The 17,184-nt window shown below is 71.7% G+C and carries 20 protein-coding genes and 1 tRNA gene; 13 read left to right on the top strand and 8 right to left on the bottom strand.

Annotated elements, in window-relative coordinates; all coding sequences use genetic code 11:
* The first annotated feature begins 94 nt into the window (after positions 1 to 94).
* Both N0B31_RS12700 and N0B31_RS12695 read left to right on the top strand, forming a co-directional pair.
* Positions 95 to 886: a DUF1405 domain-containing protein gene (locus N0B31_RS12700; protein WP_260592002.1), complete on the top strand. Its 792-nt coding sequence runs from the start codon at positions 95 to 97 to the stop codon at positions 884 to 886.
* 60 nt (positions 887 to 946) lie between these two features.
* Positions 947 to 1,321 carry a hypothetical protein gene (locus tag N0B31_RS12695; RefSeq protein ID WP_260592001.1) on the top strand — a complete coding sequence of 125 codons (375 nt, stop codon included), beginning with the start codon at positions 947 to 949 and terminating at the stop codon, positions 1,319 to 1,321.
* A gap of 16 nt (positions 1,322 to 1,337) precedes the next feature.
* On the opposite strand, the gene N0B31_RS12690 is transcribed toward N0B31_RS12695, so the two are convergent.
* Positions 1,338 to 2,276, bottom strand: coding sequence for an HFX_2341 family transcriptional regulator (locus N0B31_RS12690; RefSeq protein WP_260592000.1), 939 nt, complete (start codon positions 2,274 to 2,276; stop codon positions 1,338 to 1,340).
* A gap of 251 nt (positions 2,277 to 2,527) precedes the next feature.
* Here N0B31_RS12690 and N0B31_RS12685 point away from each other — a divergent pair, with 251 nt between their 5' ends.
* From N0B31_RS12685 to N0B31_RS12670, 4 genes are all read left to right on the top strand, one after another.
* Entirely contained in the window at positions 2,528 to 2,773 is a 246-nt protein-coding gene (locus N0B31_RS12685) for a DUF4423 domain-containing protein (RefSeq protein ID WP_260591999.1), read from the top strand.
* 212 nt (positions 2,774 to 2,985) lie between these two features.
* Positions 2,986 to 3,930, top strand: a complete 945-nt coding sequence (locus N0B31_RS12680) for a DMT family transporter (protein WP_260591998.1) — start codon at positions 2,986 to 2,988, stop codon at positions 3,928 to 3,930.
* Positions 3,931 to 3,977: 47 nt separating this feature from the next.
* A complete protein-coding gene (locus N0B31_RS12675) occupies positions 3,978 to 4,547 on the top strand; it encodes a DUF8056 family protein (RefSeq protein ID WP_260591997.1) in 570 nt (189 codons plus the stop codon).
* A gap of 63 nt (positions 4,548 to 4,610) precedes the next feature.
* Positions 4,611 to 5,093, top strand: coding sequence for a DUF5812 family protein (locus N0B31_RS12670; protein ID WP_260591996.1), 483 nt, complete (start codon positions 4,611 to 4,613; stop codon positions 5,091 to 5,093).
* Positions 5,094 to 5,317: 224 nt separating this feature from the next.
* Here N0B31_RS12670 and N0B31_RS12665 read toward each other — a convergent pair whose 3' ends face one another.
* Positions 5,318 to 6,169, bottom strand: coding sequence for an MOSC domain-containing protein (locus N0B31_RS12665; RefSeq protein ID WP_260591995.1), 852 nt, complete (start codon positions 6,167 to 6,169; stop codon positions 5,318 to 5,320).
* 84 nt (positions 6,170 to 6,253) lie between these two features.
* Between N0B31_RS12665 and N0B31_RS12660 the strand changes: the two genes are divergently transcribed.
* A complete protein-coding gene (locus N0B31_RS12660; RefSeq protein ID WP_260591994.1) occupies positions 6,254 to 7,135 on the top strand; it encodes a DUF7537 family lipoprotein in 882 nt (293 codons plus the stop codon).
* On the opposite strand, the gene N0B31_RS12655 is transcribed toward N0B31_RS12660, so the two are convergent.
* Positions 7,132 to 8,202 carry a DUF7115 domain-containing protein gene (locus tag N0B31_RS12655; protein ID WP_260591993.1) on the bottom strand — a complete coding sequence of 357 codons (1,071 nt, stop codon included), beginning with the start codon at positions 8,200 to 8,202 and terminating at the stop codon, positions 7,132 to 7,134. The two genes, N0B31_RS12660 and N0B31_RS12655, sit on opposite strands and share 4 nt — an antisense overlap.
* 104 nt (positions 8,203 to 8,306) lie before the next feature.
* On the opposite strand from N0B31_RS12655, the gene N0B31_RS12650 reads away from it, so the two are divergent.
* A tRNA-Met gene (locus tag N0B31_RS12650) sits at positions 8,307 to 8,438 on the top strand.
* Positions 8,439 to 8,464: 26 nt separating this feature from the next.
* Here N0B31_RS12650 and N0B31_RS12645 read toward each other — a convergent pair.
* Entirely contained in the window at positions 8,465 to 9,037 is a 573-nt protein-coding gene (locus N0B31_RS12645; RefSeq protein ID WP_260591992.1) for a hypothetical protein, read from the bottom strand.
* Between the two features lie 160 nt (positions 9,038 to 9,197).
* Here N0B31_RS12645 and N0B31_RS12640 point away from each other — a divergent pair, with 160 nt between their 5' ends.
* Positions 9,198 to 9,365: a hypothetical protein gene (locus tag N0B31_RS12640; protein WP_260591991.1), complete on the top strand. Its 168-nt coding sequence runs from the start codon at positions 9,198 to 9,200 to the stop codon at positions 9,363 to 9,365.
* Here N0B31_RS12640 and N0B31_RS12635 read toward each other — a convergent pair.
* Genes N0B31_RS12635 through N0B31_RS12625 form a run of 3 tightly spaced genes read right to left on the bottom strand, consistent with a single transcriptional unit; the run spans position 9,320 to position 11,755 of the window.
* The gene (locus N0B31_RS12635; RefSeq protein WP_260591990.1) at positions 9,320 to 9,997 is read right to left on the bottom strand and encodes a hypothetical protein; all 678 of its coding nucleotides are present in this window, start codon (positions 9,995 to 9,997) and stop codon (positions 9,320 to 9,322) included. The two genes, N0B31_RS12640 and N0B31_RS12635, sit on opposite strands and share 46 nt — an antisense overlap.
* Positions 9,998 to 10,001: 4 nt before the next feature.
* Positions 10,002 to 11,099, bottom strand: coding sequence for an actin-like salactin (locus tag N0B31_RS12630; RefSeq protein ID WP_260591989.1), 1,098 nt, complete (start codon positions 11,097 to 11,099; stop codon positions 10,002 to 10,004).
* Positions 11,096 to 11,755 carry a FlaD/FlaE family flagellar protein gene (locus N0B31_RS12625; protein WP_260591988.1) on the bottom strand — a complete coding sequence of 220 codons (660 nt, stop codon included), beginning with the start codon at positions 11,753 to 11,755 and terminating at the stop codon, positions 11,096 to 11,098. Before N0B31_RS12625 ends, N0B31_RS12630 begins: the two co-directional genes overlap by 4 nt.
* Positions 11,756 to 11,963: 208 nt before the next feature.
* Between N0B31_RS12625 and N0B31_RS12620 the strand changes: the two genes are divergently transcribed.
* Complete coding sequence (locus N0B31_RS12620; protein WP_260591987.1) at positions 11,964 to 12,485, top strand: FlaD/FlaE family flagellar protein; 522 nt, start codon at positions 11,964 to 11,966, stop codon at positions 12,483 to 12,485.
* Between the two features lie 109 nt (positions 12,486 to 12,594).
* Here N0B31_RS12620 and N0B31_RS12615 read toward each other — a convergent pair whose 3' ends face one another.
* Positions 12,595 to 13,053: a chemotaxis protein CheW gene (locus tag N0B31_RS12615; RefSeq protein WP_260591986.1), complete on the bottom strand. Its 459-nt coding sequence runs from the start codon at positions 13,051 to 13,053 to the stop codon at positions 12,595 to 12,597.
* A 137-nt stretch (positions 13,054 to 13,190) separates the two neighbouring features.
* On the opposite strand from N0B31_RS12615, the gene cheB reads away from it, so the two are divergent.
* Genes cheB through N0B31_RS12600 form a run of 3 tightly spaced genes read left to right on the top strand, consistent with a single transcriptional unit; the run spans position 13,191 to position 17,181 of the window.
* Positions 13,191 to 14,273 carry a chemotaxis-specific protein-glutamate methyltransferase CheB gene (cheB, locus tag N0B31_RS12610; protein ID WP_380627701.1) on the top strand — a complete coding sequence of 361 codons (1,083 nt, stop codon included), beginning with the start codon at positions 13,191 to 13,193 and terminating at the stop codon, positions 14,271 to 14,273.
* Between the two features lie 2 nt (positions 14,274 to 14,275).
* Positions 14,276 to 16,363: a chemotaxis protein CheA gene (locus tag N0B31_RS12605; RefSeq protein ID WP_260591985.1), complete on the top strand. Its 2,088-nt coding sequence runs from the start codon at positions 14,276 to 14,278 to the stop codon at positions 16,361 to 16,363.
* Positions 16,360 to 17,181, top strand: coding sequence for a CheR family methyltransferase (locus tag N0B31_RS12600; protein ID WP_260591984.1), 822 nt, complete (start codon positions 16,360 to 16,362; stop codon positions 17,179 to 17,181). The genes N0B31_RS12605 and N0B31_RS12600 overlap by 4 nt, the downstream gene beginning before the upstream one ends.
* Positions 17,182 to 17,184 lie beyond the last annotated feature (3 nt).

Below are 17,184 nucleotides of genomic sequence, written 5' to 3'. Positions count from 1 at the left end.
GCGGGGGGTTCGACGGCCGCACGTCGACCCTCGGTCGTGTCCCTCCCACGCCGGAACCCCAAGCCGCATTACACTCCCAGTCACACGGACACCTATGTCAACCACGGACCGCCTCCGTCGGCTCTACGACCGGCGGTTCCCCGCCGACGCCCTCCCCGAGCGCGAGGGGTTGCCGTGGTACGTCGCGCCCCTCCCCGGCTGGCTGGAGGACCTCGGGCTCCGGCTGGTGTGGCTCGTCGTCGCCGTCAACCTCGCGGGTACCGCCTTCGGCTTCTGGTTCTACTCGTTCCAGTTCTCCATCACGCCCGTCGCCGCGTGGCCCGTCGTCCCCGACTCCCCGCTGGCGACGCTGTTCATCGCGCTCTCGCTCGCGTCGTGGAAGCTCGGGTACGCCGACCGGGTGCCGTGGCTCCACGCGCTCGCGTTCTTCGGCTGCATCAAGCTCGGCGCGTGGACGCCGTTCGTCCTCACCGCCTTCCCGGTCGAGTACCCGAGCGGGGGGCTCGCGGCCCTCGGCGGCTCCCTCGACACTCTCGCGTTCCTCTGGGAGTACGGCCTCTACACGTTCCTCGTCACCTCGCACCTCGCGATGGTCGTGGAGGCGTTCCTCGTCCAGCGGTACGCCTCGTTCTCCGTGGGTGCCGTCGCCGTCGCCACCGCGTGGTACGTCCTCAACGACGTGGTGGACTACCTCGTCAGCCCGTTCGACACGTACACCCACACGCTGTTGAACGCCGAGCCGTTCCTGTCGCTCTCGGCGGGGTTCGACCACACGGTCCCGGCCCACGACGTCGCGGCGGCGGCGGCGGTGACCCTCACCGTCGCGTGTGTCTTCCTCGCGTTGGCGACGCGGGTGGCGAAGGTGAAGGCGTCGGGGGAGACGTGACGACGGTCGAGTCGCCCGCTCACGCCAACGGCTAAGCGGCCGCCGGCCGTACCCTCCCTCGTGTCGCTGGCACTCGCGCACTTCGCGTTCGGGGCGGCGATGGCGACGCTGCTCCTCACCCTCCTGCCGACGGTAAGGTACCCCCGGACGGTCGTCCTGGCAAGCGGCACGTGGGCGATGGTCCCCGACGTTCACTGGGTGAGTCCCGTCGCTCGAGAGGCGCTCCGTCGATTCCACCAGACCTCGCCGCTGACGGACGTGTTCTGGTTCCACCGGACGCTCGACCGACTCGACCCGACCGACGACCCGGCGGTCGCCGCGGGCTTCCTCGTGTTCCTCGTGGTGGTGACGCTCGTCGCCGAGCGTCGGAACTACCGCTCCCCGAGGGTCCTCCAGTCGGCCTACGAGACGTACCTCGACTCGGACACGAAGTGACCTGGCGAAGGTGGCGTCAGCCGTCCTCCGGCTCCGCGCCGGTCCCCGACCCGCTCACCCGCTCCGTATCGGCGTCGGCGTGCGCCCGGACCCACAGTTCCCCGATGCGCGAGAGTCGCGTCCGGTAGGACTTCCCGTGTTCCTCCTGCTCGATGTACCCCTTCCCGCCCGGCCCGAGTCGGTCGACGTTGTAGAGCACCTTCGACCGGAACGCGTCGGTGTACTCCTCGTCCAGGTCCTCCGCGAGCGTCGCGGCGAGGTCGCTCACCGACTCGAACTCGCCGTACTCGCCGAGCGTGAACAGCACGAGTTCCTCGAACGGCTTGACGGAGGTGAACGACGCCACCGGCAGCTCCACGACGTGGCTCCCGCTCACCTCCTTCGCACCGATGGTGGTCCCGCGCTCGTCGAACTCCGCGATGAGCGACCGGGCCGAGCGGAGCCCCTCGCGGATGGCCTCCTCGTCCAGCCCCTCGGCGAGCAGGTCCTCCAGCAGCCGGATCTGCGAGCGGAGTTCCTCGGCGAGGTCGGTCTCCAGGTACCGCTCGGGGACGGTGTAGTAGGTCCGGATGCGGTCACGGTCCCCCTCGCGCTCGACCATCACGGAGTGGGCGGCGGTGGCGTAGGCGAACGAGACGGTGCGGGGCATCGCGCTGACGTTGACCCAGACGTCCGCGCCGGCGTCGAGTTCGCTGTTGATGAGTCGGTAGGCCTGCTCGAACGCGGCGTCGTAGTCGTAGACGTCCTCGACACGCACGCGCTCGGTCTCCGCCCCCAGCAGGTTCGAGAAGTCGTTCTCCAGTTTCTCCGCGAGCCGCTGGGAGTACTCCACGTTCGCCTCGCTCCCCACCGCTCCCTCGAGGAGGACGACCCGGTCAACGTCGAGTCGGTCGCGCACCAGCGGCGCGATGAGCCGGTCGTAGTCGAACCCGACCGGGACGATGTGGGTCTGCATACGTGGACGACCGCGCCGGGGCGTATAAAAACCACGAGCCGTCGGCTCCGCGGTGTCGAACAGTCGGAGGACAGCACCCACACGGGGGCTACCACCTCCGGTCGTCTCGTCTATCGACGAGTGCTAGACGGAACCGCCCGCCCGGAGAAATCTCTCGCGTTAGCAGGGGGCAACCACCACGGTGGACGCCCACACGGTCCACCGCCCGAGTCGACCCGTGGGTTCATATCCCCCGTTGCCCACGGGCATCCATGCACGACGAGTGGGACGACGGTGGGTTCGGCGACGAGGGGAGTCCGACGGAGGACGTCATCGAGGTGCTGACGGCCTCGGACGGCGCGACGGCGCGGAGCATCGCGGCCTCGCTCCGGTTCCCGGTCGAGGAGGTCCGCGAGATGCTCGAGGACCTGCACGCCAACGGCGAGATCGAGAAGGACGGGGACGGCCTCTGGGTGGTGCCCGACATGGCCGGCCCGGACGACCCGTACATCTTCTGAGGTGGCGAGAGACCGCTCGTTCGCTCTCGGTGAGCCATCGCCACGCTGCTCGCGTGTCGCCCACTCAGGCAGACTCCCTCCGGTCGCCTGCCACGGCCCTCACTCGCTTCGCTCGTGAGGACTCCGTTCGCTCCCGCTCGCTCTCCCGCGGCCTCACTTCGTTCGGCCGCGCACTCCGAAACGTTCAGGCACGGCCCCCTCCGACCCCCGACGTGCGCTACCGGAACCTCCTGCTGTTCCTCGTCCTCGCGGCGGTCTGGGGCTCCGCTTTCGTCGCCATCAAGGCCGGCCTCGACCTCGGCTTCCCGCCCGTCCTCTTCGCCGCGGTGCGCTACGACGTGGCCGGCGTCCTGATGCTCGCGTACGCCGCGTTCGTCACCGACCGACCGCTCCCGCGCGGCCGCGCGGAGTGGGCCACAGTCGCCGTCGGCGCCACCTTCCTCATCGCGGGCTACCACTCGCTCCTGTTCGTCGGCGAGGGGTTCCCCGAGGTGACGAGCGCCGCCGCCGCCGTCGTCGTCTCGCTCTCGCCCGTCCTCACCACGGCGTTCGCGCGCGTCCTCCTCCCCGACGAGCGACTCGGTGTCGTCGGGCTGGTCGGGATGGTCCTCGGACTCGTCGGCGTGGCCGTCATCGACCCGCCGGACCCCACGAACCTCCTCGGGAACCTCGGACTGTTGCTCGTCTTCGGCGCCGCGCTCGCGTTCGCGTTCGGGAGCGTCCTCACCCGCCGCATCGACGCCGACCTCCCCATCGAGACGATGGAGGCGTGGTCGATGGTCGGCGGCGCGCTGTTGATGCACGGGTTGAGCGCCGGGCTCGGGGAGTCGCCGGCGGCGATGCTCGCGGCCGTCGAGGCCGCGCCCGTCGACGCCATCGGGTCGCTCGCGTACCTCTCGCTCGCGGCGAGCGCGCTCGGCTTCCTCGTCTACTTCGACCTGCTGGACCGTCTCGGTCCGGTCGAGATCAACCTCGTCTCCTACGTCGCCCCCGTCTTCGCCGCGCTCGTCGGCTTCCTCCTCCTCTCGGAGGTCATCGACGCCAACACGGTCGCAGGCTTCCTCGTCATCGTCGTCGGGTTCGTCCTCGTGAAACGCGAGGCCATCCGGGCGGAGTGGCGACGGTACGCCCGCTCGACGGCCGAGTCGGCCGACTGACGCGCCGAATCGGGGGGTTTACCGACCCGCCCGCCCTACGGTGGGTAATGACCGAGACGGCCAGCGGCGAGGCCGGCGGCCCGCCGGAGGACGACGGCTACGGCGGCGTGTTCGGCGCCTACCCCTACGCGTTCCGGCGGAGCGACTCGCGGCTGTTCCGCGCGTACGCGCTGGTGGGTGGACTGCTCGCGCTCTCGCTCGCCCTGCTGTTCGGGTTCGCGCTCGTCGTCCAGGTGGCCCAGACGCTCGGCGGCCCCGGCGGGACGTTCACCTTCGCGCGGGCGCTGTTCATCCTCGTCGGGCTGCTCGTCGTCGCACCGCTGATGGCACCGGTGCTGTTCGTCGCCCGCAACCACCGACGGACCGGGAGTGACGCCCGCTACGACCGACTGCTCGGTGGTTCGGGGTTCCTGTTCGTCGTCAGCCTCTACCTCGGTATCACCGCCTCCATCCCACCGGAGTTCGTCCTCGACGGCGAGACGGTGGCCCGGCCGGCCCCCAGCGGGCTCACGGCGCCGCTGGTCGAACTGCTCTACGCCGTCCCCGAGGTGGCCGCCCCGGCCATCCCGTTCGCGGCCGCCCTCCTCGTCTACTTCACCCATCGCTACGCGGCCTGAGTCCCCGGTCGCCCGGCGACCGAACACGAAACCCGGAAGGAGACCCGCCGCCTCAGCCCACCCGTGAGCGACCCCGAGACTCCCGAGAACGCGACAGAGGGCCGGTTCCTCGTCACGCACGCCGAGGCCGACTCGGCGGTGCTGAAGGACGTCGACGGCGGCCAGGTCCACACGCTGAGCGAGAACCCCGGCCTCGAGGCCGGCGACGTGGTCCAGGGCACCGTCGCGCCGGACCCGCCGATGGAGGTGACGTGGCGCGTCGTCGAGGTGGACACCCGCTGGCGACTCGCGGTGGAGGTGAGCGAGGAGCCACCGACCGCCCAGGAACGCGACCTCGCCCCCGCCGAGGTCGGCGACGTGACTCGCCGAGAACGCGCTGGCGAGGGTGAGATCCACGTCCTGACCGTCCCCGAACCCGACACCGAGGCCGCCGTGGCAGACGTGCACGACGACGAGGGGACACTCGTCCGGGCGGCCCGGCTCGGCGTGAACCGCGTCGAGATACGCCACGAGGCCGGCCTGGTCAGCGTCAGGTACCTCCCCTGAGCGCACGGGGCGCCGTGGCGCGTGGCACGAGCGCGAGTGGGGAGCGGACGACGACAGCGTGACCGCTCGGCTGCCGTCCGCGGCGAGGTGCACCACCACCCCCGGACCGGCGACGCCGCCGTCGCGAGCGCCGTTCGCCGGGAGAGTCGGGTGTCTGTCGTCCCCGTCCGTCGCGAGGAGGGACGGGCCGATGAACCAGCTCGCAGAACCGTCGAAACGTCCGTTCAGACCGGACGCTCCTCGCCCACCCGCACCGGGGCGCCGACGCTCACCGTCTCGCCCACCGTCCCGCGTGGCACCCGCGTGTTCACCGTCAGCCGGAAGAAGTGGTCGAACCAGGCGTCGCCGGCCCAGGGGGGGAGCGTCTCGCGGCGCTTCTCGACGAACCGCTGGCGGAACCCGGGTGTCTCCTCGCCCGTGTCGGGGTCCCGGGAGGGGACCACGCACCGCTGGCAGGGGTTGACCCCCTCGAACGTCGCGTCGCCGACGGTGAACGGGACGACCCGCTCGCGGTCGGTCGCAGAGTAGAGCCGGTCCTCCCAGAACGCGGGGGCGTCGACGACGAGGTTCGGGCGCAGGCGCCGACGGGCCGTCTCGGCGCCGAACCCGAACCACGAGCCGACCTCCTCGAGCGTCCCGCTCGCGACGACCGTCGGCCCCGCGGCGTGCGTGTCGTCCGGGAATCCGCCGCGCTCGTCGCGTTCGACGGCCACCTCGTAGCCGAAGTAGTCCGAGAGCCACGCCTCCAGCGGGGCCCGCTCCCCGTCGGCCAGCGAGAACGTCGCCCACTCCGCGGCGTCGTTCGGCCGGAGCGAGAGAGTCGGGCCGCCGACGCTTCCATCGGCTCCACGAGGCGTCTCCGACACCTCGCCGGGCTCGAACCGCGAGCGAAGCCGGTGGGTCGCCGGTTCGCGCTTGCCGTTGACGTACCCGCCGTCGCCGTCGACGATGGCGAACTCGCGGTCGTGACTGAGGCCGCCGTGTTCGCGGACCGTCGCCCGGTCGAGCGGGTGCGGGTCGAGCGACTTCACCGGGTAGACCGCGACCCGCGCGAGCGTCGGGGTGGCATCGTCCATCGACGCCCACTCCGCACCCGGCCCACATCAATCGCACTCTCACCCTCGCCCGGGATTGAAGTCCGCGCGGCGCCACGGTGGAGCGTGAGACGGTCCGGTCCCGAGGCGTCCACCCACGCGGTGTCGGCGCTCACCCTCGCGTGCCTGCTGGTCCTCGCCGGCTGTAGCGGGCTCACCGCCCCTGCCGCGCCGACGCCGGCCGAGACGGTGACGCCCGCGCCCGTCCCCTCGCCCCCACCGACGCCGCCCCCGGACCTCGCGCCCGGCCTGACCGCGTCGGGCGTGACCGACGCGGGCGCCCTCCTCGCGGCCCACCGCTCGCACCTCGAGGGTACCTCGTTCCGGACGAACCGGACCGTCAGCCGCACCCTCCCCGACGGTACCGTCGAGAGTCGGGTGGTGACCCGCGCTCGTTTCGGCGCCGACGGGCGCTACCACGTCGTCCGGACCATCGACGGGGCGCTCCGTGAGCGCCTCGGCACCGTCGCCCGCGTCGAGCAGTACGCGACGAGCGAACGCGGGTTCCGGCGGCGCGTCGTCGACGACGGGAACGCCACCTACGCGACGGTGGCCCCGGCCGACGGCGAGGGCCCACAGCCGACCGCGCTCCTCCCCGGCCCGACGGCTGGCCGTGAGGTGTTGCTCGCGCTCTCGGCCGTGAACGCCACCGTCACCGACCGCGAGCGCGCCGACGGGGAGTGGCGCTACCGACTCGCCGGCACCGGCCTGCGCTCGGTGGCGGCGCTCCGGTCGCTCACCGGCCGCTCGGACGTGGCGTCGATAGCGAACCTCTCGGTCACGGCCGTCGTCACGGAGTCGGGACTGGTCAGGTCGTACGCGGTCACGTACGCCGACCGGCGCGAGGGCGGCCTCGTCAGGGTCCGCCGGGCCGGCCGGATAGCAGGCGTCGGCGCGACGGACGTCTCCCGCCCGGACTGGTACGCGACGGCGCTCGTCGAGGGCTAGCGACCCCGACGGAGCTCGTCGACCAGCCGTTCGATGGTCCGCTGCTGTCGCTCGATGCGTTCGCCCTGTCGCTCCACGGCCTCCTCGAGCGCGGCCAGTCGCGCGGCCACCTCGGCACCGGCGGCCGCGTCGCCCGCCGTCTCGGCGCTCCCTGCCTCCGGTTCCGTCCCCGTTCCGCGCTCCGCTTCCGTCTCGGGCCGTGCCGTCTCGACGGTCCGGGTCGCCGTGACGGCCTCCTCACCGTCGTCGGCCTGTGGGGACGCGTGTGCCCGGCCGTCCGTCTCCCGGTCGGTCTCCTGCCCCCCGTCCCGGTCCCTGTCGTGGTCCAGTTCGGGCGCAGTCAGGTCGGCGAACGGTCGCTCCTCGTCGTCGTCGTCGCCGAGTTTCTTCGTGAAGCCGCTCTCGACCAGTTCGTCCTCCGCCTCGCTGTCGACGCCGACGGCGGCGTCGAGTTCGGCCAGTGAGTCGACGCCGTGGAACGCGAAGACGGCATTCTGGAGGGTCTTGCGCACGCTCCCGGCGTGTTCGTTGGGCACCTTGAACCGCTGTGGGTAGCCGTCAACCTCGACCGACACCTCGGTGCCGACGCTCCCCTCCTCGAACGCGAGGCCGGTCAGGTCGGCGAACGGAGCCACCTCGTACTCCTCGTCCCAGACGGCGGCGCCGACGTGTCTGACGAGCCGACGGTCCGTGACGACCAGCGTGAGTTCGCTGAACCGGTAGGCGCCACGGACCGACTCGTCGGTCTCGACGATGTCGGCGGTCCGGAGCACGCCACCGAGCAGGGGTGAGAGCACCTCGGAGGCTCGACTCGACGGGACGGTGAAGTCACGTCGCTCGTCGACGTAGCCGAGTTCGAACGTGGTCTTGCGCCGGCCCGACCGGAGCTCGAGTCGCTGGGCGTCGAGCGGGAACGTCTCGACGGACTCGTCGGAGAGCAGCCCCTCGCTCCGGTAGCAAAGCGCCCGCGACGGCGTCACCACCACGCGGTCTCCACCCCCGAGGTCGACGCTCGCGAGCACCGACTCCCCGTCGAGTCGGTCGCGCAGCAGGTCCGGGAGTTCCATGCTCGTCGGTGTCACCCGCCGGTGATAAAACCGCAGGTGCGCTTCGGGGTCGAGCGGGGGCATATGAGAACCTTCAAGAGCGACAGGCCGGTACGGAAGAGTGCGCCCGGGTGGCTTAGTTGGACATAGCGCCGCACTCATAGGGTAACACGGCGTCCCACCGCACCGCCCCGCGAGGCTGCCTGCCTCGCACCTGGGTCATGCGGAGATCGCGGGTTCGGAGCCCGCCCCGGGCACTCACTTTGTTCAACTCCCCCAGTGCCTACTGCGAGGCGCAGGGGAGGTGTGTCGGGAGTCGTTTGACCATCGCGCCGCAGAACGGGCACTCGACGTCCTCCATCTGGCCCCCGCCGTGGTTCGACTGCGCTGGTTCCTGCAGGAACTCGAACGTCCGCTCCTCGCGCAGGTCCCGCCACGCCGCCCGGAACTCACGCTTCGAGAGCGCACGCGAGACGTTCTCGGTGCTCAGACCGCGCCCGGCCAACAGCGACTCGTTCACCCGGAGCCACGTCGAGATGACCTGCGCCGGGTCGTGCTCCCCAGCTAGATAGTACACCGGTGTCGTCGCCCCAAACGTGGAGTTGCGGCCCTTCGAGTGTGCCATCAGGTCGAACTTGGTCACGTCGTGTTGCTGGCGGACCTCCGGACCGAAGCTCCCGTCCCGGTCGCGGAACCCAGCCGGCGATAGCGGCCCCTCCGCTCTGAGCTGGAGGACCGGCAGCGGTGCCGTGTCGTGTGTCGGGTCTCGGGCACAGGCGTGTCGGGGGTGGCGCCACTCGTCACAATCCACGCAGAACACCGTCTTGCGGCCGTCGTCGGGGAGGTCGGGGAGCATCGGTCGTGATTGCGGTCGGGGCGAGCCCCGTTCGCGTGGGGAGTGTGAGGCGACCGTAATAGTGGTTGGCTCGCGGTCCGACGGGCGTCACCCGCTCCGGGTGACGCCCACCGCCAGAAGAGTAACCTACAGAACCCCTGCCCACGTATCACGATGCAAGATGCCGCGCTGTGACCGATGTGAGTCGCCTATCGACACCGACGGCCGGTGGGTGACCCTCCGCCACCACCACCCGCACATGGAGTTCGGGAGTCGCTTCTGCTCGACCGACTGTGCGGTCGCCTACCTCGAGGACGACCTCTCGACCGGAGTCTCGGCGGACGACTGAGTCCTCGCCAGCGACCCCTCGTCGCTGGCGGCCTCGTCCCCCTCCCGCGGCGCTCCCCCCGCCAGCCCGGGTTCGAGTGCCCGCAGCGCCCGCTTTCCAGCTCGCTCGCCGACCGGGCAGGTGACCGACGCCCCACCCGCTCGCTCGACGGCCAGCTCCGTCTCCCGGCGCGAGAGCGCGACCCCCACGAGGCAGACGGCGAGGAACACCAGTCCCACACCGCCGAGGAGCAGGCCACTCGCGAGCGTCGAGAGCGCGGCGCTCAATACGCCGAGCAGCGACCCCAGCCCCTCGGTGCCGGCCCCCTCGGCGGCGCTCGTCGGCAGCGAGAACCCCCGGAGGACGAGGCCGGCGACCAGCGCGCCCATCCCGAACGTGACCAGCCGCGGGACGAACGCGAGCAGGCGACCCCCGCCGGTCCGCTGGAGTTCGAGCGCGGCCACGTTCGGCAGGGGGACCCGCGCCAGCGGTGGCTCGCCGTCGGGATGGTACCGGAGGAGTTCCGTGTCCGAGAGCGCGACCCAGCCCGCCTCCAGCGACGCCGTGGCTCGGACATCGTCGTCCTCGAAGAAGTCGGCCGGTATCGGGTCGGGTTCGGCGTCGGGCTCGACGCGCTCGACCGTTCGGCGCACCGGCTCAGTCGTCGGCCGCGGCGGCGGCGTCGGCACCGCCGGCGTGGACCGCCGCGAGGCGCTCGGCGATGCGCTGGGCACCGACGGCGGCCGCACGGACGGGTTCGTCGGGTGCGACGGCCGTGACCTCGCGGTCGAGCGCCTCGCTCAGCCGGCGCTCGAACGCCTCGACGAGCCCGGGGATGGCGACCATCCCACCCGTGAGGACGACCGGCTGTTCCAGCGCGAGCTGGTACACCTTCATGTTCGTCGAGGCGAGCTTCGGGAGGAAACCGTTGGCCACCTCCTCGACGGCCTCGTCGACGTACTCGTCGACGGCTCGCATCACGCTGTCCTCGATGGTGAACTGGTGTGAGCCGCCCCCGGGCTGCTGGACGACGTCGTCGAACGCCTCGTAGTCGACGAAGTCCGCGTGGTCCTCCTTGTACTCGCGCGCGGTGGTGATGTCGATGGCGACGCGGCGCTGGGTCTCCTCCTCGACGTAGCCCACGATGCGGCGGTCCACCTCGTTGCCCGTGACGGTGCCGGTGGCGTAGGGGGCCACCTGTTCGCCGCGGCGGTAGGCGCTGACCTCGAGGTTCGTCGAGCCCATGTTGACCGAGACGAAGATCTCGTCGACCGCCTCGAGGCCGTCGCCCATCGCCGGGACCGCGCCACAGAGCGACTCCGGGTACGCGCGGGTGAACCGCCCGCCGACCGAGGAGCCCTCGACGACCGTCCGGAGGTTCTCGAGGCCGCGCTCGTTGTCGATGCTCGGGATGGCGTACACCACCGCGGAGTCGGTCGGGACCCCCGCGTCCCCGAGGAAGGCGTCGAAGAACCGACCCGTGAGGTCGGCCCGGTCGTCGTCCTCGGGGAGCCCGGAGCGGAGCGTGTACTCCGCGCGGTCCGGGTACTCGGTGGCGGCCTCCTCGCCGAAGAGGACCCGCTCCTCGCCGGTCAGGGAGTCCTCGTAGGTGGCGAGACAGGTGAGTGACTCGGCCACCTCGGTCACCTCCCCGTTGGGGAAGACGGCCACGGTACGCGTACTGCCTAGCTTCACGCCGACGGGAGCCACGCCCCCGTCCGCTCGAACGTCGTCGGTGTCGGTTTCGTCGGTCATTGTCCTGAGTCGTGGGAAGGTGCGTCGTCAGCGAGTCCGCCGCCGGGGAACGCGACCGGGACCGCGCCGTCCCCGAACCACTCCGCGAGGGTCTCGGGGTCGATGGTGCGGGCGCCGTCGACGCCGCCGTCGGACCAGAGGTCCGGCGAGGGGCGCGAGTCGGGGCTCGGCTCGCCCCCATCCGTGGCGGGGCCGCCGTCCTCGCCGACCGTCGCCAGCCGGGCGACGTAGACGAGCGAGACGCGGTGGTCCTCGGAGGTGAGTCGGCCACCCGCCGGCCGGGGGTCGGTCCCGTCGGCCAGCCCGGTCAGCCGCGTCTCCAGCGCCTCGCGGGCCGCCGCCCCGAGCCACCCGGTCTCGTGGTAGTGGGCGAGCGTCCGGTACGCCCGCGAGAAGCCGGCCCGCTCCAGCAGGAACGAGCAGAACTCCTCGACCGTCGCCTCCGCGCCGAACCCCGCCGGCAGCGCCGGGAGGTAGGGGCGTCGGGCGTGGCCCTCGGCCGCGGCGAGGAGCAGCTCCTCGGCGGCCGCCGCACGGGCGGGGGCGGACGGTCTCGTCCCCGCCGCGTCGTCCCGCGACGGCGCAGAACCGAGCCCGCGGGCCGCCCGCCGCAGTTCGTCCACGTCGTACGCCGTCGGGTCGAGGTCCGCGCTCACGCGCACCACCCAGCCCGACGGCCCGTCCGCCACCGTGGACTGAGACGGTCGGTCGACTCGGTGTCCGCGACGCGTGCCGACACCGCCAGTCGTGTCGCCCGTCTCATACCTCGACGTTCGAACCGCGACACATAACTGCACGGTCCAAATTATCGGAACTGATACCAGGGGGACAGCACTTATGCAGGACTCACCACTCGGTGGAGCCATGAGCACGGACGACGGCCGGACGACGAGCGACCCCGGCGACGCCGTCGAGCGGGCCGCAGCGCGGCTCGGCAACGAGCTGGGTGGGACGTGGGACCACGAACGCGCGGGGGCACGGAGCACGACGACGGACGGGGAGACCGGCCAGCGGGCCGGGGCGGGACCGGACGCGAGCAGCACCGGCGCGGGCGAGCGTTCGGGCCGGGCCGACCGGCTCGAACAGCTCCTGATACACCAGGCGACCGCCGGACAGCGTCCCTACCTCGAGGCGGTGCCCTCGGGGTACGCCGCCGAGAGCGTCGTCTTCGACTGGCTCGCGTTCCTCGTCGACCGGGCGGGCTACCGGGCGACGCTCGACGCGCTGCGCTACTACCGCTCCGTAGGGTGGCTCACAGAGCGCGCCGAGGACCAGCTCGCCGAGTACCTCCGCGGATTCCCGGCTCCCCCGGCGGGCGAGTCGCTGGACGTCGACGACCACCAGCAGAGTCTCGTCTTCGTGGCGAAACTCGCGTCGCTGGACTGAGTCGGGGCGTCGACGCCGCCGGAACCGGTGGCGCGTGGCCCCGGTCGTCCTCGACCGACACCGCAGAACCAGACCGTGCCCTTCGACCGGGCCGGAGCGGTCGTCGCCCTCAGACGCCCGCGCTCGCCGCCTCCGGGTCGACCCAGATGACCAGCTCCTCCTCGCGGCGCACGACCCCCCGGATGGAGTCGTCGTCGAACGGTGGGGCCTCGACGTCGCCCGGTGTGACGCGCACGACCTGGAACACCTCGTCGACGACCCAGCCGGTCGCGCCGTCGTCCACCGTGTCGGAGTTGAAGATGACGATGCGTTTCGACTCGGCGGCGTCGGCCAGTCCGAGCAGCGTCTTCGGGTTGACGATGGCCGTCGTCCGTCCGCGCAGGTCCATCACGCCCTCGACGGCGTGGGGGGCGTTCGGGACGTTCGTCAGTTCGGTCCGGTCCACGATCTCGGCGACGTACTCGATGTCGACGCAGTACGTCTCGTCGTTCAGCGCGAACTCGAGCACCTGGACCGTCTCACCCTCCGGCGCGTCGTCGACCGCCGGCGTCTCTGCCTCCATGCTCATACCTCCCGGTGCCCGCTCCCGGACATAAGCACACGGTGCCGGTTCTCGACGGCGATAATCGGGGGGACACGTTCTTGTACGGCGTTCGGATACCGGATACCAGTGATGGAGAACAGCAGGGCCCGTGGGGGTCGCCGGTGACCGGCCAGCGGTCCCGGGGGAAGGGCAGACTCCGGGCCGTCGTCGTCGACGACTCGGCGTTCATGCGGTCGCTCGTCGTCGAGACGCTCCGCGAGGCGGACGTGGAGGTGGTAGCGACGGCCGCCGACGGGCACGAAGCCGTCGCCGCCGTGGCCGACCACGATCCCGACGTGGTGACGATGGACGTGGAGATGCCCCGGATGGACGGGGTGACCGCCACGGCGCAGATCGTCCGCGAGACGCCGACGCCGGTGTTGCTCGTCTCGGCCCACACCACCGAGGGGGCCGAGGTGACCCTCGAGGGGCTCTCGAAGGGGGCGGCCGACTTCACGCCGAAACCCGACCCCGACCGGGGCGGGGTGGGCGCGTTCCGGCGCGAACTCACCGAGAAGGTGCCGGCCGTGGCGAGCGTCGACGCGACCAGTCTGGTCCCGTCGGAGACAGCCACGCCGACCCCTGCGACGCGCGCGCCCGCCCAGCGGTCGTACGTCGCGGACCCCGTCCTCGTCGTGGGGGCGTCGACGGGCGGCCCGGCGGTCGTCGAACGGCTGTTCGCCGACCTGCCGCGGGCGGCCGACCTGCGCGTGCTGGTGGTCCAGCACATGCCCGACGGGTTCACCGCGCGGTTCGCCGAGCGACTGGACGCGGCCGGCCCGTACGACGTGTCCGAGGCGGGCGACGGTGACCGAATCGGCGGCGGCGAGGCGCTCGTGGCGCCCGGCGGGTCGCACCTCGCGGTGCGGCGCAACGCCGGCGGTCGCCTCCGGGTCGCCCTCGACGACGGACCGCGGGTGAACAACGTCCGCCCCGCGGTCGACGTGACGATGGCGAGCGCCGCCCGACGGGTCGAGGACCCGCTCGTCGGGGTCGTCCTCACGGGCATGGGCGGTGACGGCACAGACGGCCTGCGGGCGATGAAGCGGGCCGGCGCGCGGACGCTGGCACAGGACGAGGCGACGGCGGCGGTGTTCGGGATGCCGCGCCGGGCCATCGGTGCCGGCGTCGTCGACCGGGTGGTCCCGGCCGACGGCGTGGCGGGCGCGGTGGCCGCGGCGGTGACGAGCGGTGGAGGGGACTGACAATGCACGACGACGTCTACCAGGAGTTCATCAACGAGGCAGAGGAGAGCATCGACGACCTGAACAACGCCCTGCTCGAGCTGGAGTCGAACCCGGACGACCGGGACGCGATGGACCGCATCTTCCGGCGAGCCCACACGCTGAAGGGGAACTTCGGCGCGATGGGGTTCGCCAGCGGCGCCACCCTCGCTCACGCCGTGGAGGACCTGCTCGACGACGTTCGCGACGACGAACTCGCCGTCACCCCGGCGCTGATGGACCTCGTGTTCGCCGGCGTCGACCGCCTCGAGGCCATCGTCGCCGACATCGAGGCGACCGGCACCCCCGAGACCGAGGTGGACGACGTGGTCGACCAGATCCGGGCCGTCCTCGACGGGGAGACGGTCGTGGACAGCGCGGACGGCGACCCCACACCCACCGACCCCGCCACGGGACCGTCCGCCGTCGTTCCCGAGGGTGTCCGCGAGGCGGCAGATGGCGGCCCGGTGGTCCGTGCCACCGTCACGCTCCAGACGGGTGAGATGAAGGGTGTCGACGCCGGCCTCTTCCTCGGCGACCTGCCGGCCGACCTGCCGCTGTACGGGACGACCCCCGACCGCGAGGCGCTGGAGGCCGGCGAGTTCGACGAGACGGTCGCGCTCTACGCCGCTCCAGTCGACGACCTCGCGGCGACGCTCGAGGGGTGCTGGGGCGTCACCGGGGTCGAGGTCACGACCGTCGAGGCGGACGGGGCTCCCGATGCCGTGGCCGGGGGCGAGGCCGAATCCGGGGCCGAGTCGGGCGGCGGAAGGGCGTTCGAGACCGACACCGAGGCGGACACGGAGGCCGGGCCGGACGCCGACGGCTCGACCCCGAAGCGCGCGTCGAACACCACCGTCCGCTCCGTGCGGATCGACGTGGGGCAACTGGACGAACTGCACGAACTGGTCGAGCAGCTCGTCACCTCGCGCATCAAGCTCCGGCGGGTGGTGGACGCCACCGACGACCGGACCGCAGCGGACGCGATGGACGAACTGGAGAAGATCTCGACGAACCTCCAGAACACGGTGATGAACATGCGGCTCATCCCGCTGCGGAAGGTGGTGAGCAAGTTCCCACGGCTCGTCCGTGACCTCGCGCGTTCGCAGGACAAGCAGATCGACCTCGTGATAGCGGGCGACGACATCGAACTGGACCGGACCATCCTCGACGAGATCGCCGACCCCCTGATGCACGTCCTGCGGAACGCCGCGGACCACGGCATCGAGCCACCGGACGACCGGGAGATGGCCGGCAAGCCGCGGACCGGGACCATCGAGCTGACCGCGACGCGCGAGCAGGACCACGTCGTCGTCGAGGTGCGCGACGACGGAGGTGGCATCGACGCCGACGCGATCCGCGAGAAGGCGGCCGAACGGGGCCTCCACTCCCCCGCCGAACTGGAGTCGATGGAGGACTCGGCGGTCCACGACCTCGTCTTCCACCCCGGCTTCTCCACCGCCGACGAGGTGACCGACGTCTCCGGCCGCGGCGTCGGGATGGACGTGGTCCGGACGACTGTGCGGAAGCTCGACGGCAACGTGAGCGTCGACTCGACGCCCGGCGAGGGGACGCTGTTCACCATCCGACTGCCGGTCTCGGTGGCCATCATCCGCATCCTGCTCGTGGAGGTGGGCGGTCAGGAGTTCGGCCTCCCCGTCTCCAGCGTCGACGAGGTCCTGCAGACCGAGCGGGTCCACACCGTGAACGGCCGCGAGGTGCTGAGCCACGAGGACCGCGTCTACCCGCTGGTCCACCTGAACCGGGTGCTCGGCGACGGCGCCGTCGCGTCCGGTGGTGACGGTGGACTCGCCGCGGACGGTGGCGTGCGGTCCAGTGAGGCCGCGGCCACCTCCGGAGGGATGCTCGTCCGCATCAAGCCGACCGAGCGGCCGGTCGCGCTGCACTGCGACCGGGTGACCCAGCAGGAGGAGGTGGTGGTCAAGCCGTTCGAGGGACCGCTCCACGACGTGGAGGGCCTCTCGGGTGCGGCGGTCATCGGCGACGGGAAGGTCATCCCCATCCTCGACGTGGCGACGCTCCCGTCGAGTCAGGGAGAGGTGGGCCCGTGAGTGGGAGTCGAACCGAGTCGTCCGAGGCCGACCCGGCCTTCCAGCGACTCCTGCGTGATGTGGAGCGTGACCTCGGCTTCCGGACCAGTTCGTACAACGACGCCTACCTCCGCCGACGGGTGGAGGCCCGGATGCGCCGGCGTGGTGTCGAGGGGTACGAGGCGTACGGTCGCCTCCTCGACGACGAGGCCGACGAGCGCGAGGCGTTGCTCGACGCGCTGAGCGTCAACGTCACCTCCTTCTTCCGAAATCCGGAGGTGTGGGCGGTGGTCCGGGAGGTGCTCCGGGAGGTCGACGGCCGGGTCCGCATCTGGTCGGCCGCCTCCTCGGACGGCCGGGAGGCCTACTCGATGGCGATGCTTGCGTTCCTCGACCCCGCCATCGACGAGCGTCGGGTCGACATCGTCGGGACGGACATCGACCGTGGGATACTCCGACGCGCCCGCGAGGGCCGCTACCGGCGGTCGGGCACCGACGACCCGGTCGAACAGCTCACGGCCGTCGACGGCGCCACGGAGTACGTCACGGTCACCGACGACGCGGTGGTCGTCGACGACCGGGTCCGCGACCTGGTCACGTTCCGCCGCCACGACCTGACCGACGGGGAGCCGGCCGGCGAGTTCGACCTCGTGGTGTGTCGGAACCTGTTCATCTACATCGAGGAGCGCGCGAAGGCACGGATGGTGTCGACGCTCCTGGCGGGGCTCGCCCCCGGTGGGCACCTTGTGGTCGGGCTGACCGAGACGCTGCCGCCGGACTGTCGCGACGCGTTCGAGGCCGTCGACAGACGCCGCCGGGTCTACCGGCAGCGGGGGTAGTCG

The organism is Salinirubellus salinus (assembly GCF_025231485.1).
GTDB classification, from domain to species: Archaea; Halobacteriota; Halobacteria; order Halobacteriales; family Haloarculaceae; genus Salinirubellus; species Salinirubellus salinus.
The sequence above is the reverse complement of the archived record's forward strand: the minus strand, read 5'-3'. Positions and strand labels throughout refer to the sequence as shown.